General features: G+C 58.6%; 10 protein-coding genes. 5 read left to right on the top strand and 5 right to left on the bottom strand.

Annotation, left to right across the window (positions count from 1 at the left end; genetic code table 11):
• The first annotated feature begins 28 nt into the window (after positions 1 to 28).
• The 3 genes from copA (at position 29) to ybaK (ending at position 4,138) form a co-directional block, all read left to right on the top strand.
• Positions 29 to 2,530: a copper-exporting P-type ATPase CopA gene (gene copA, locus KHQ26_RS13235; RefSeq protein WP_004177225.1), complete on the top strand. Its 2,502-nt coding sequence runs from the start codon at positions 29 to 31 to the stop codon at positions 2,528 to 2,530.
• A gap of 131 nt (positions 2,531 to 2,661) precedes the next feature.
• Positions 2,662 to 3,456, top strand: coding sequence for a TraB/GumN family protein (locus KHQ26_RS13230; protein ID WP_004151327.1), 795 nt, complete (start codon positions 2,662 to 2,664; stop codon positions 3,454 to 3,456).
• 202 nt (positions 3,457 to 3,658) lie between these two features.
• A complete protein-coding gene (ybaK, locus tag KHQ26_RS13225; protein WP_002892205.1) occupies positions 3,659 to 4,138 on the top strand; it encodes a Cys-tRNA(Pro)/Cys-tRNA(Cys) deacylase YbaK in 480 nt (159 codons plus the stop codon).
• 105 nt (positions 4,139 to 4,243) lie between these two features.
• On the opposite strand, the gene ushA is transcribed toward ybaK, so the two are convergent.
• Positions 4,244 to 5,896 (bottom strand): bifunctional UDP-sugar hydrolase/5'-nucleotidase UshA, encoded by a 1,653-nt coding sequence (gene ushA, locus KHQ26_RS13220; protein ID WP_004177226.1) that lies wholly within the window; start codon positions 5,894 to 5,896, stop codon positions 4,244 to 4,246.
• 269 nt (positions 5,897 to 6,165) lie between these two features.
• On the opposite strand from ushA, the gene KHQ26_RS13215 reads away from it, so the two are divergent.
• Together KHQ26_RS13215 and ybaL are read left to right on the top strand one after the other, a co-directional pair.
• Entirely contained in the window at positions 6,166 to 7,386 is a 1,221-nt protein-coding gene (locus KHQ26_RS13215; protein WP_004147385.1) for an MFS transporter, read from the top strand.
• A gap of 225 nt (positions 7,387 to 7,611) precedes the next feature.
• The gene (ybaL, locus tag KHQ26_RS13210; RefSeq protein WP_002892195.1) at positions 7,612 to 9,288 is read left to right on the top strand and encodes a YbaL family putative K(+) efflux transporter; all 1,677 of its coding nucleotides are present in this window, start codon (positions 7,612 to 7,614) and stop codon (positions 9,286 to 9,288) included.
• A 35-nt stretch (positions 9,289 to 9,323) separates the two neighbouring features.
• On the opposite strand, the gene KHQ26_RS13205 is transcribed toward ybaL, so the two are convergent.
• The 4 genes from KHQ26_RS13205 to htpG form a co-directional block, all read right to left on the bottom strand.
• A complete protein-coding gene (locus KHQ26_RS13205) occupies positions 9,324 to 10,628 on the bottom strand; it encodes an inosine/guanosine kinase (protein WP_002892192.1) in 1,305 nt (434 codons plus the stop codon).
• Between the two features lie 63 nt (positions 10,629 to 10,691).
• Entirely contained in the window at positions 10,692 to 11,654 is a 963-nt protein-coding gene (gene hemH, locus KHQ26_RS13200; RefSeq protein ID WP_002892189.1) for a ferrochelatase, read from the bottom strand.
• 128 nt (positions 11,655 to 11,782) lie between these two features.
• On the bottom strand, positions 11,783 to 12,427 hold the full coding sequence (adk, locus tag KHQ26_RS13195; RefSeq protein ID WP_002892184.1) for an adenylate kinase: 645 nt from the start codon (positions 12,425 to 12,427) through the stop codon (positions 11,783 to 11,785).
• A 222-nt stretch (positions 12,428 to 12,649) separates the two neighbouring features.
• Positions 12,650 to 14,524 carry a molecular chaperone HtpG gene (gene htpG / locus KHQ26_RS13190; protein WP_004177228.1) on the bottom strand — a complete coding sequence of 625 codons (1,875 nt, stop codon included), beginning with the start codon at positions 14,522 to 14,524 and terminating at the stop codon, positions 12,650 to 12,652.
• Positions 14,525 to 14,552 lie beyond the last annotated feature (28 nt).

Here is a 14,552-nt window from a genome sequence, read left to right as displayed (position 1 = left end):
TGACCGGAAAATTATTCAGGAGTTATTTATGTCTAACACTATCGACCTGACGCTGGATGGCCTCTCCTGCGGCCACTGCGTCAAACGCGTGAAAGAGAGTCTGGAGCAGCGTCCTGACGTTGAGCAAGCGGAAGTAACCCTCACTGAAGCCCATGTGACGGGCAGCGCCAGCGCGCAAGCGCTGATTGATACCGTTAAACAAGCCGGATACGGCGCGGAGCTCAGCCACCCAAAGGCTAAACCGCTGGCAGAATCATCAATCCCGTCGGAAGCACTGACAGCGGCCACTCCTGAGCTTCCGGCAGCCCATGACGAAGATGACAGTCAACAGCTGCTGATCAACGGCATGAGCTGCGCCAGCTGCGTCTCCCGGGTACAAAACGCGCTTGCCGCGGTGCCGGGCGTCTCACAGGCGCGGGTTAACCTGGCGGAACGCACGGCGCTAGTGATGGGCAGTGCGTCCGCCGCAGAATTAGTGCAGGCGGTGGAGAAAGCCGGCTATGGCGCGGAGGCGATCGAAGACGATCTGCAACGCCGCGAACGCCAGCAGGAAACCGCCCTCGCGACGATGAAGCGTTTTCGCTGGCAGGCGATTGTCGCCCTGCTGGTCGGCGTGCCGGTGATGGTCTGGGGCATGATCGGCGATAACATGATGGTCAGCGACGAAAACCGTTCGCTGTGGCTGGTTATCGGCCTTGTCACCCTCGCCGTCATGGTCTTCGCCGGCGGCCACTTCTACCGCAGCGCGTGGAAAAGCCTGAAAAACGGCACCGCCACCATGGACACGCTGGTGGCGCTCGGCACCGGCGTCGCCTGGCTGTACTCGATGAGCGTCAACCTGTGGCCGCAGTGGTTCCCGATGGAAGCCCGCCATCTCTATTACGAAGCCAGCGCGATGATTATCGGCCTGATTAACCTCGGCCATATGCTGGAGGCCCGCGCGCGTCAGCGCTCCTCGAAAGCGCTGGAAAAACTGCTCGACCTGACGCCGCCTTCGGCGCGGGTCGTCACGCCCGAGGGCGAGAAAGATCTGCCGCTCGCGGAAGTTCAGGCGGGCATGACGCTGCGCCTGACTACCGGCGACCGCGTCCCGGTCGACGGCATGATAAGCCAGGGCGAAGCCTGGTTTGATGAAGCGATGCTCACCGGCGAACCGGTGCCGCAGCAAAAAGGCGATGGCGACGCCATTCACGCCGGGACCGTGGTGCAGGATGGCAGCGTGCTGTTTACCGCCAGCGCCGTCGGCAGCCAGACCACGCTGGCAAGAATTATCCGCATGGTGCGCCAGGCGCAGAGCAGCAAACCGGAGATCGGCCAGCTGGCGGATAAAATCTCCGCCGTATTTGTTCCGGCGGTGGTCGTCATTGCGCTGATTAGCGCTGCGATCTGGTACTTCTTCGGCCCGGCGCCGCAGATCGTCTATACCCTGGTCATTGCCACCACGGTACTGATTATCGCCTGTCCGTGCGCCTTAGGCCTGGCGACGCCGATGTCGATTATCTCCGGCGTTGGCCGGGCGGCGGAGTACGGCGTGCTGGTGCGCGATGCCGATGCGCTGCAGCGCGCCAGTGAACTCGACACCCTGGTGTTCGATAAAACCGGCACCCTGACCGAAGGCAAGCCGCAGGTGGTGGCGGTGAAAACTTTCGCTGGCGTTGATGAGCATACCGCGCTGCGTCTTGCCGCCGCGCTGGAGCAGGGCTCAAGCCATCCGCTGGCGCGAGCGATCCTTGATAAAGCTGCCGACGGCCCATTGCCGGAAGTCAGCGGCTTCCGCACCCTGCGCGGCCTTGGCGTCAGCGGCGAGGCGGAAGGTCATCGTCTGCTGCTCGGTAACCAGGCGCTGCTCAACGAGCAGCATATCAATACCGCCGAGGTGGAAAGCGAGATGACAGCCCAGGCCTCACGCGGCGCCACACCGGTGCTGCTGGCGGTGGATGGTCAGGCCGCCGCGCTGTTCGCCATCCGCGACCCGCTGCGCGAAGACAGCGTCGACGCCCTGGCGCGTTTGCATCGGCAGGGCTACCGGCTGGTGATGCTTACCGGGGATAACCCCACCACCGCGAAGGCTATCGCCAAAGAAGCCGGCATTGATGAAGTGATCGCCGGCGTGCTGCCGGACGGTAAAGCCGATGCCATTAAGCGTCTGCAGAGCCAGGGGCACAAAGTGGCGATGGTTGGCGATGGGATTAACGACGCCCCGGCGCTGGCCCAGGCGGATGTCGGGATCGCCATGGGCGGCGGCAGCGATGTCGCTATTGAAACCGCGGCGATCACCCTGATGCGCCATAGTCTTCACGGCGTGGCCGATGCGCTGGCGATTTCGAAAGCAACGTTACGCAATATGAAGCAGAACCTGCTGGGCGCGTTTGTCTACAACTCGCTGGGTATCCCGATTGCCGCCGGGATCCTCTGGCCGCTGACCGGCACCCTGCTCAACCCGGTGGTCGCCGGCGCGGCGATGGCGCTGTCGTCGATCACCGTGGTGAGTAACGCCAACCGCTTGCTGCGCTTTAAACCAAAAGAGTAAACGCCGTCAGATGAAACGGGCGCCGACGTTGTTCGGCGCCCGTTTTTTTGCCGGGACAAGAAAAGCTCGCCGGAAGGGTGACGTGTATCACCATATGCGCTAGCATGAAGTCCTCACACTTCGGAGCGCGTATGGGCCTGTTAAACCGGATAAAAATGCTGTGGCGAGCCGCCGTCGGCTCGTCTTATTCCTGGCCTGCGATGGATATCGTCCTGCCCGGCGAACGCTATTTGCACCTCGTCGGCAGTATCCATATGGGCACCCGCGACATGGCGCCGCCGCCGGCGAAGCTTCTGAAAAAAATACGCCAGGCCGATGCGTTAATCGTCGAGGCCGATATCAGCGGCAATGAAACCCCGTTTAGCAATCTCCCCACTTACCCACCGCTGGCGGAACGCCTGAGCGATGCGCAGCTGAGCGAGCTAGAGGCGCGAGCCGGCGAGCTGGGCCTGTCGGTCGGGCTGTTCGACAGCCAGCCGCTGTGGCAGGTGGCGATGGTCCTGCAGGCCACCCAGGCGCAGAAGCTGGGGCTGCGACCGGATTACGGCATCGATTATCAGTTGCTGATGGCCGCCCGCGAGAGCAACATAGCGGTGATGGAGCTGGAAGGCGCCGACAGCCAAATCGCGCTGCTGCGCGATCTGCCCGACGGGGGGATGGCGCTGCTGGAGGATACACTGACCCACTGGCGCACCAACGCCCGTTTACTGCAGGTCATGATCGGCTGGTGGCTGGAGCAACCGCCGTCGCGCGGCGCGGTATCGCTGCCGACGACCTTTAGCCAGTCTTTATATGATGTGCTGATGCACCAGCGCAACCTCGCCTGGCGCGAGACGCTGCTGGCCTTGCCGCCGGGGCGCTACGTGGTTGCCGTCGGCGCGCTGCACCTGTATGGCGAAGGGAATCTGCCGGATATGCTGACATAAAAAAAATGGCCAATATTGCTATTGGCCCGTCAAAGAGGAATTTCATCATTATTATTATCCCGGGATTTGCATCCCGGATCGTCTGATTGTCGCTCAAAGTGACCATCACTGCCAACACTATTGCGCAAGATGGTACTATTTTTTAGACAACCTGCGGGCGTATTCTGACGTCACGCAAAACCGGTTGGTAAGAAGGATAGCTATGACTCCCGCCGTTAAATTACTCGAAAAAAACAAAATTTCCTTTCAGATCCACAGTTACGATCACGATCCCAATGAGACCAACTTCGGAGATGAAGTGGTGCGCAAGCTCGGCCTCAATGCCGACCAGGTTTACAAGACCTTGCTGGTCGCCGTGAACGGCGATATGAAGCATCTGGCGGTGGCCGTCACTCCGGTCGCCGGGCAGCTGGATTTGAAGAAAGTGGCGAAAGCGCTGGGCGCTAAGAAAGTCGACATGGCCGACCCGATGGTGGCGCAGCGTATCACCGGCTATCTGGTGGGCGGCATCAGTCCGCTGGGGCAGAAGAAGCGCCTGCCGACGGTGATTGACGCCCCGGCGCAGGAATTTGCCACCATCTATATTTCCGGCGGCAAACGCGGGCTGGATATTGAGCTGGCGGCCAGCGATCTGGCGCAGCTTCTCGATGCGAAGTTCGCCGATATCGCCCGCCGCGATTGATAAAACGATCCCGGATAGCGGCGCACGCGCCTTATCCGGGATACCCAACTTGTAGCCCCGGTAAGCGTAGCGCCACCGGGGAAATAGCCAACCTGAAGCCCAGGCTTACTGCCAGCTCACCTCGCCTTTCGGCTCATAGGCGGCGGCATCCAGCGGCGAGTTCTTCTCGATATACTCTTTCAGCACTTCGGCATCGATAAAGCCGGTATTCACATACCCGGGTTTATCGGCGATGTTCGGATAGCCATCGCCGCCGGTGGCGTTAAAGCTCAGCGTCGCCATCCGATAGGTCTTCGCCGGATCCACCGGTTCGCCTTTGATTTTCAGATCGTTCAGCTTACCGTCTTTGGCCACGAAACTGACGTTGGCAAACTGCGGATAAGCGCCGGAATCCGGCTTCATCTGCGCGACGGCGGTCAGGTAATCCACTACCTCCTTGCCGTTCATATCGACATAGGTCAGCACATTGCCGAACGGCTGGACCTTCATCACATCTTTGTAGGTGATATCCCCCGCCTCAATGGAGTCGCGGATCCCGCCGCCGCTCATCACCGCGAAATCCGCGTTGCTGCGCGCCATTTGCGCCGCCAGCAGCAGGTGGCCCATATTGGTCTGCACAAAGCGCACTTTACTGCGGTCGCCCTCCAGATGACCATTCACGCTGCCGATTTTGACCTGCAGCTGCGCCTTGCCTTTGTTCTGGAACGGCGTCAGCAGCGACATCATCTGCGGGTTCTCGGCGATCTGCGGCGTATACAGCACCCGCTCGCTTTGGCCGTTATCGTAAGTCACTTTTTTCTTCAGGTTGACCGGGATCAGATGATAGTGCACCAGCTTCATCTCGCCGTTGCGGAACTCAAAATCGGCGCGGCCGACGTATTTGCCCCACTCATGCGCCTGGACGATCCAGATGCCGTTCTGACGATCCGGAGCGCACGGGGTGCCTGGCACATAATCGACCTGCTTTTTATTTTCCGCCGCCATGCATACCGGATCCTGCGAGTGACCGCCGACGATCATCGCCAGCGATCCCGCAGGTAAACTCCGCGCCATTTCAACATCGCCCGGCGCGTTAGAGCCGTGGTTGCCATTGTCGTAATGGCCCATATGGGTGGTGGCCAGGATCACGTCCGGCTTTTCATTCTGCTGCAGCTCCTGGATAACCAGCTTCGCCTCTTCCGCCGGTTTGCGGAATTCAATATCGGTGAAATATTCCGGATTGCCAATCTTGGCCGTATCGTCGGTGGTTAAGCCAATCACCGCGATTTTCAGCCCACCGCGCTTAAACAACGCCCAGGGTTTGAACAGCCGTTCGCCGGTGCTTTTCTGATAAATATTGGCCGACAGGAACGGGAACTTAGCCCACTTTTCCTGCTGGCGCAGTACGCTCAGCGGATTATCGAATTCATGGTTTCCCACCGCCATCGCGTCGTAGCCGATCAGGTTCATGCCGCGAAAATCGGGCTCTGCATCCTGTAAATCAGACTCCGGTACGCCGGTATTAATATCGCCGCCGGATAACAGCAGGACGCTTCCCCCTTCCGCCGCCACCTCTTTACGGATGCCATCGACCAGCGTTTTCTGCGCCGCCAGGCCATATTCGCCGTAGTCATTGCGCCAGAAATGGCCGTGGTGATCGTTGGTGTGCAGGATGGTAATTTTATAGGTTTTATCCTGCTCATAGGCCTGTGCCGACAGGCTGCCCAGCGATAAAGCGGCGAATAGCGCCAGCGCTACGCTGTGTTTGAAATAATGCATGCTTCACTCCCTGACTTAATCCCAAGTGCCGAAAGTATAGCGAGTTAGTCGCGTTGACAAATATGTTTTCAGAATTGCGACTTCCTTCAAACCTTATCAACAGGTATGTTAGTCGGATAATAATTCTACCTGCATCCTCTATACGCCTTCGCGTTGTATGGCATTGCGTCAGCCCGTTCGTCATATTTCCCATGCAGTAGCCGGGAAAATCAGGGCAGTCGCCATGGCGGACAAAAGACGAAAGCTATATAAAAAAGTGACGTGAACCTATGGCAATCAATCAGACCGCTCAACCCTTGTCCGGCCCCGCTGCGCCGCCGCAAAAAGCACGCACCTCGTTTGGCATCTTAGGCGCGATCAGCCTGTCCCATTTGCTTAACGATATGATCCAGTCGCTTATTCTCGCTATCTACCCGCTGCTGCAGGCGGAGTTCTCCCTTACCTTCGTGCAGATCGGCATGATCACCCTGACCTTCCAGCTCACCTCATCGCTATTCCAGCCGGTGATTGGCTACATCACCGATAAACGCTCGATGCCGTGGTCGCTGCCGGTGGGCATGTGCTTCACCCTCTGCGGTTTGATTCTCCTCGCGCTGGCCGGTAGCTTCGGCATGGTGCTGCTGGCCGCCGCGCTGGTAGGTACCGGCTCCTCGGTTTTCCATCCGGAATCGTCCCGCGTAGCGCGGATGGCCTCCGGCGGCCGTCACGGCCTGGCCCAGTCGCTGTTCCAGGTGGGCGGCAACTTCGGCAGCTCGCTTGGCCCATTGCTGGCGGCGGTGATCATCGCCCCGTACGGCAAAGGCAACGTCGCCTGGTTTGTGCTGGCCGCTCTGCTGGCTATTGTCGTGCTGTCGCAAATCAGCCGCTGGTATGCCGCGCAGCATCGAATGAATAAGGGCAAACCGAAACCGGCCATCGTTAATCCGCTGCCGCGCAAGAAGGTCATTCTGGCGGTAGGCATTCTGCTGATGCTGATTTTCTCGAAATATTTCTATATGGCGAGCATTAGCAGCTATTACACCTTTTATCTGATGCATAAATTCGGCTTAACGGTGCAAAACGCCCAGCTTCATCTGTTTGCCTTCCTGTTCGCAGTGGCTGCCGGGACGGTAATTGGCGGGCCTGTTGGCGATAAAATTGGGCGTAAATATGTGATTTGGGGTTCTATCCTCGGCGTAGCGCCTTTCACCCTTGTTTTACCCTACGCCAGCCTTGAATGGACGGGGATTTTAACGGTGATCATTGGTTTTATCCTCGCCTCGGCCTTTTCCGCTATTCTGGTCTATGCGCAGGAACTGCTGCCGGGACGCATCGGCATGGTTTCTGGCCTGTTTTTCGGCTTCGCCTTTGGCATGGGCGGCCTTGGCGCCGCGGTGTTAGGCCTGCTGGCGGACCATACCAGCATCGATCTGGTTTATAAAATCTGCGCCTTCCTGCCGCTGCTGGGATTCCTGACGATATTCCTTCCTGATAACCGGCAAAAAGCCTGATTATTCGGCGGCCAAAGTGCAACCTTGGCCGCCGTTAACCCTTGTGTCATCAGCCTGTTCCACGATTTCCCCCCGCCATTTTCCCTTCTGTGCCTTTTCATCGGCTAATTGCATTTTTTTGCACAACTCAAGAATTATTCATAAACAAAGTGAACGTTTTTGTCATAAACTATTACCCGGACAGGGTAGCAAAATGGACCGATACACCACTGGAAAGGAGACGGAATGCACCACGCAACACCGCTTATCACCACCATTGTCGGCGGCCTCGTGCTCGCCTTTATTCTCGGCATGATTGCCAATAAGCTACGTATTTCTCCTCTGGTGGGATATCTCTTAGCGGGCGTGCTGGCCGGACCTTTCACCCCTGGCTTTGTTGCTGACACCAAACTGGCTCCGGAACTGGCGGAACTTGGCGTCATTCTGCTGATGTTCGGCGTCGGGCTGCATTTCTCACTTAAAGACCTGATGGCGGTAAAATCGATCGCCATCCCCGGGGCCATCGCCCAGATAGCCGTGGCGACGCTGCTGGGTATGGCGCTCTCCGCCGCCCTCGGCTGGTCGCTGATGACCGGCATCGTCTTTGGCCTGTGCCTCTCCACCGCCAGTACCGTAGTGCTGCTGCGCGCGCTGGAGGAACGACAACTGATTGACAGCCAGCGCGGGCAAATCGCCATCGGCTGGCTGATTGTGGAAGACCTGGTGATGGTCCTGACGCTGGTCCTGCTGCCGGCGATTGCCGGTATGGCGGAGAAAGGCAACGTCGGCTTCGCGTCCCTGGCCCTCGACCTCGGGATCACCATTGGCAAAGTGGTGGCCTTTATCGCCATTATGATGCTGGTTGGCCGCCGGCTGGTGCCGTGGATCATGTCGCGCAGCGCCGCCACCGGCTCACGCGAGCTGTTCACTCTGTCGGTGCTGGCCCTGGCGCTGGGCATCGCCTTCGGCGCCGTGGAGCTGTTTGATGTCTCTTTTGCCCTCGGCGCCTTCTTTGCCGGCATGGTGCTTAACGAATCCGAGCTCAGCCACCGCGCCGCCCATGACACCCTGCCGCTGCGCGACGCCTTCGCGGTGCTGTTCTTCGTCTCCGTCGGCATGCTATTTGACCCGATGGTGCTGGTCCAACAGCCGCTGGCGGTGCTGGCGACGCTGGCGATTATTATCTTTGGTAAATCCGCAGCCGCCTTTTTCCTTGTGCGGATGTTTGGTCACTCGCCGCGCACCGCGCTGACCATCGCCGCCAGCCTGGCGCAGATTGGCGAGTTTGCCTTTATTCTCGCCGGCCTGGGAATGGCGCTTAACCTGCTGCCGCAGGCCGGACAAAATCTGGTGCTGGCCGGGGCGATCATCTCAATTATGCTCAACCCGGTGCTGTTTACCCTGCTGGAAAAATATCTCGATAAAACCGAAACCCTCGACGAGCAGACGCTGGAAGAGGTCCTGGAAGACGAGAAGCAGGTGCCGGTCGATATCTGCAACCACGCGCTGTTGGTCGGCTTCGGCCGCGTCGGCAGCCTGCTGGGCGAGAAGCTGATGGCCCAGGGGATCCCGCTGGTGGTGGTTGAAACCTCGCGCACCCGCGTGGATGAGCTACGCGAGCGCGGGATCAGCGCGGTGCTCGGCAATGCCGCCAATGAAGAGATCATGGAGCTGGCGCATCTCGATTGCGCCCGCTGGCTGCTGCTGACAATCCCTAACGGCTACGAGGCCGGAGAGATTGTCGCTTCCGCACGGGAAAAATGTCCGAATATCGAGATTATCGCCCGCGCCCATTATGATGACGAAGTGGACTACATTATCGATCGCGGAGCCAATCAGGTGGTGATGGGCGAACGGGAAATTGCCCGCGCCATGCTGCGGCTTCTGGAAACGCCACCGGCTGGCGAAGTGGTCACCGGCTGATGTACTGCCCTCTCCCCGCCGGGAGAGGGACGCGCTTACCGATCCCAGTACGCCTCTTCCAGGCTGTCCTCACGCTCCGGCAGGCCGCGGGTTAAACGCGGCGAGTGCTGGTTCAGCACCTGATAGCTCACGCGGTTGGCATATTTACACACCTGCGCCAGCGAGGAGTAGGTCAGCCATTTGCATTTGTGCTTGCTGGAGTTGGGGACGTTATTGCGGTGGTAGTTATTGGCGGTGATGTCATGCAGCAGCGCCGCCAGCGCGCCGTCGCCTGCGCCGTTGGTGTTCATGATCTTCTCGGGGCCGCCCATATAGGGAGCGATATGGGAATATATGCGCAGCGGATTAACGCAATCCTGGTGACGCATCGCGCGGCTGAATTCAAACTGGTTAAACTCCGGGATCGCCCCCGGCAGCAGCGGATGCTGGGTTTTACGCTTCGCCTCTTCTTCAGTGAAGCCCGCCATATACAGGCCCGCCGGGCCGGCGGTGCACAGCACCAGGTCGACCCAGTCCAGCGCCTTATTCGCCGCTGACAGCGGATCGGCAAAGCCGGTCAGCGCTTCCCCTTCCTCTTCGTTCATTGCCAGAATAGAGACATGCTCCTGCAGGAACTCCTGCCACCACGCCGGGTTATCGGCAATCACGTATTTGGTTCCGAGGGTTAACACCACCGGCACATCGTGCTTTTTGGCATACTCAATAGCCTTCATCGTGGCGTCCGGCATCGGCTCGCCCGGCTTGCAGCGGACCAGGTAAGAGGTCAGCACCAGCGCCGAGGCGCCGGCGATCACCGCTTCCGGAATGCTTTCCGGACGCAGCTTGTTCATGTGGCCCGGGCTGATGGCGAAGGTGCGCTCGCCGCTGTCACCGATCAGGGTAAAGCAGCGGCCAATGGCGCCGTCGACGCCCTGCAGATAGTTCAGATCGGTGCGGCTGGAGGTATTGCACAGGTAACGATAGGCATAGCCGCCGATTTCGATATTGCTGCACATCACGCCAAGCAGCACCGAGCGATCGTCCGCCAGCACCGAGTAGTTGTGCATGGTATTGCCGATGGTGCCGCCGGCAAACTGATGGGTAATGAGATTGTTGCGCACCAGCTCCTGGTACAGCGCCTCGGCGACGTCATCTTCAATCACCAGCGAATGGCCCGCGCTCAGGCCGTAGCGCACGATAAACGCCTCATCCACTTTCGCTTCGATATCCACCAGCGTCTGGTCGATACCGACCACCCAGGAGACGCTGGATTCATTCTCCGGCTGAATTTGCTGCAGCAGCGGATCGCGGGCGTTAACGGGAAAATAGTGTTTAGATTTGCGTTTACCGGGAAATTTCATAGTGGCGCTTAAATAACAGGGAACAAGCGGGAAATAGTAGCATATTCCCCGCCCTGCGCGCGATCAGCGATAAGGCGCCGTCAGATTGACCATCATCTCAATATGCGCTGCGTCCGCATTAAGCGCCGGAATATATTCATATTGCTTGCCGCCTGCTTCGAGGAATATTTCCCGGTTCTGGACGGCGATTTCTTCCAGCGTTTCGAGACAGTCGGCGGCAAACCCCGGGCACAGCACCTGAATATGCTTCGTCCCTTTCTCGCCGAGCATCTTTAGCGTTTCATCGGTGTACGGCGTCAGCCAGGGTTCCCGGCCAAAGCGCGACTGGAAAGTCATCATCACCCGCTCCGGCGGCAGCCCCAGCGCGGAAACCAGTTCCCGCGTCGTATCGCGACAGCGCTGAGGATAATCATCGCCCTGGTTGGCATAGCGCTGCGGGATCCCATGATAGGAGAGCAGCAGCAGATCCGGTTCCCCATGCACCGCGAAGGAAGCGCGCACGCTGGCCGCCAGCGCATGGATATAGTCCGGATGTTCGGCATAGTCGCGAATAAACGAGATACCCGGAATGGCGCGCTTTTTCGCCAGAATCCGCGCCAGTTCGTCCCAGACGGCGGCCACCGTCGAGCAGGAATATTGCGGATACAGCGGCAGCACCACGATGTGCTCCACCCCCTGCGCCAGTAAGTCATCCACCGCGCTGGCCAGTGACGGTGAACCATAGCTCATGCCCAGCGCCACCGGGGTATCCGGCAGCCTGGCAGCCAGCGCCTGCTGCTGGCGACGACTATACACCATCAGCGGCGATCCCTCTTCCATCCACACGGACTGATAGAGCTTCGCCACACGCGGGGAGCGAATCGGCAGTATGACGCCGCGCAGCAGCGGCCACCATAGCAGACGAGACGTATCCACCACCCGTTTGTCGCTGAGGAATTGTCGCAGATAGCGCTTCACCGCCCCGGGGGTGGGCGCATCGGGAGTGCCTAAATTGGCCAGCAAGATACCTGTTTTCGTCTGATGCATTACCGCCTCTTAACCATTTGAATCGCAGCCAATTGTAGCTGAAATGGCGCTAAACGGAACCAATCATAGCAAAAGGTAGAAATGAGCGGAGTTCTCATCCTGCCGCAGCAGGATGAGAAAAGGCTTTATCAGCCGAGGATTTTTTCCAGTTCGGCGCGCACGTCAGCTACCGCTTTGGTGCCGTCGACTTTGGCGTATTTGGTGTTGCCCGCCTGCGCTTCTTTGGTGTAGTAGCCGATCAGCGGCGCTGTCATCTGATGGTATTCTACCAGACGCTTACGCACGGTCTCTTCCTGATCGTCTTTACGGGTGGTCAGCTCTTCGCCGGTCACGTCGTCTTTGCCTTCCACCTTCGGCGGATTGAATTTGATGTGGTATACGCGACCGGATGCCGCATGGACGCGACGGCCAACGATGCGGTCGACGATCAGTTCGTCCGGCACGTCGAATTCCAGCACGTAATCAACGGTAATGCCCGCCTCTTTCATGGCGTCAGCCTGCGGAATGGTCCGCGGGAAGCCGTCCAGCAGGAAGCCGTTACGGCAATCTTCCTGGGCGATACGCTCTTTCACCAGCGCGATGACCAGCTCATCGGTCACCAGCTTGCCTGCGTCCATAATGTCTTTCGCTTGCTTACCGAGCTCAGAGCCGGATTTTACCGCCGCGCGCAGCATATCGCCGGTGGAGATTTGCGGAATACCGTATTTCTCCATGATGAACTGAGCCTGAGTTCCTTTACCCGCGCCCGGAGCGCCAAGCAGAATAATACGCATTACGAAAATCCCCTCAAAAGTCGATTCAATTTTTCAAAAACGCTAAACCATACCACCAGAACGGCGATGGCTCAAGGAAGGCGGTGCGGCTGAAACGGTTAATGGTGAGATATTTTATGCAATCCAATGTGAAATGCCCCGCCTGAGCACATCGCTCAGACGGGGCATTTATCCCGTTCCCGGCGTCGCGTCGCTCGGCCGGGCTACTCGTTCAGCTTCGTGTCAGGAAGCCAGCAGCTGGTTCATACGACGGATAAACTGGTTCGGATCTTCCAGCGTGCCGCGCTCGGCCAGCAGCGCCTGATCCAGCAGCAGTTCCACCCATTCGCCGAACTGGGCGTCATCCTGGGTATCAGCTGCGCGTTTCACCAGCTGATGCGCCGGGTTCAGTTCGAAGATGTATTTCACTTCCGGCGCCGCCTGGCCCGCTGCCGCGAACAGCTTCGCCATCTGAGTGCTCATCTCGTCGGCATCGGTAGTGACAATCGCCGGGGTGTCGGTCAGACGATGGGTCAGACGCACCTCTTTCACCCGGTCGCCAAGCAGGTTTTTCACCCGCTCAACGAACGGCTCCAGCGCTTTTTCAGCTTCTTTGGTGGACTCGTCCACTTCATCCGCCAGCTTGTCCAGCGACTCGTCGGCTTTAGCGACAGACTGGAACGCTTTGCCGTCGAACTCGGTCAGGTAGCTCATCATCCACTCGTCGATGCGATCGGAGAGCAGCAGAACTTCAATCCCTTTCTTACGCAGCAGTTCGAGGTGCGGGCTGCTCTTCGCCGCCGCATAGCTGTCGGCAGTGATGTAGTAGATCTTCTCCTGGCCTTCTTTCATCCGCGAGACATACTCTTCCAGCGACACGGTCTGCGCGGAGGAGTCGGTATGGGTGGTTGCGAAACGCAGCAGTTTGGCGATCGCTTCCTGGTTGCTCGGATCTTCCGCCGGGCCCTCTTTCAGCACCAGGCCGAACTGTTTCCAGAAGGTTTGGTATTTTTCAGCGTCGTCTTTCGCCAGCTTATCCAGCATCTGCAGCGCGCGTTTGGTCAGCGCGGTGCGCAGGTTGCGGGTCACGCTGCTGTCCTGCAGGATTTCACGGGAGACGTTCAGCGGCAGATCGTTGGAATCGATCAGGCCGCGCACGAAGCGCAGGTAGTTCGGCATAAACTGCTCGGCGTCGTCCATGATGAACACACGCTGGACGTACAGCTTCAGGCCGTGTTTATGATCGCGGTTCCACATATCCCACGGCGCCTGCGACGGGATATACAGCAGGCTGGTGTACTCCTGCTTACCTTCCACGCGGTTGTGGCTCCAGGTCAGCGGGTCGCTGTAGTCGTGAGCGATATGCTTATAAAACTCTTTGTATTCGTCGTCGTTAACTTCGGATTTGCTGCGGGTCCACAGGGCCTGCGCCTTGTTGATTTTTTCCCACGAAATCACGGTTTCGCCGTCTTTCTCTTCCCGTTTTTCAATCTCAACCGGCAGCGCGATATGGTCGGAATACTTGCTGATGATAGAGCGCACGCGCCAGTCGTTGAGGAAATCATCTTCGCCTTCGCGCAGATGCAGGGTGATTTCGGTGCCGCGATCGGCTTTGGTGATATCAGCTACGGTATATTCGCCTTCGCCGGCGGATTCCCAGAACACGCCGTTTTCCGGCTTGTCGCCCGCCGCACGGGTACGCACGGTCACTTTGTCCGCCACGATGAAGGCCGAATAGAAGCCGACGCCGAACTGACCGATCAGCTGGCTATCCTTCGCCTGGTCAGAACCCATCGATTCGAGGAACGCTTTGGTGCCGGATTTGGCGATGGTGCCGAGATGGTCGATAACCTCTTCCCGGTTCATACCGATACCGTTATCGGCGATGGTCAGGGTGCGGTTGTCTTTATCAAACGAAACCCGCACGCGCAGCTCGCCGTCTCCCTCATACAAATCCGGCTGCGACAGCGCGCGGAAACGCAGCTTATCGGCCGCATCAGAGGCGTTGGAAATCAGCTCACGCAGAAAGATTTCTTTGTTGGAATAGAGGGAATGGATCATCAGGTGCAGAAGCTGTTTTACTTCTGACTGAAAACCACGAGTTTCTTGTCCTTTCATCTGATTCAACCTCAACAATGCCATTTTA

Source organism: Klebsiella sp. 10 (assembly GCF_018223925.1).
Lineage (GTDB): Bacteria > Pseudomonadota > Gammaproteobacteria > Enterobacterales > Enterobacteriaceae > Klebsiella > Klebsiella pneumoniae.
Note: the sequence above shows the minus strand (reverse complement) of the source record. Positions and strands in the feature narration are given on the sequence as shown.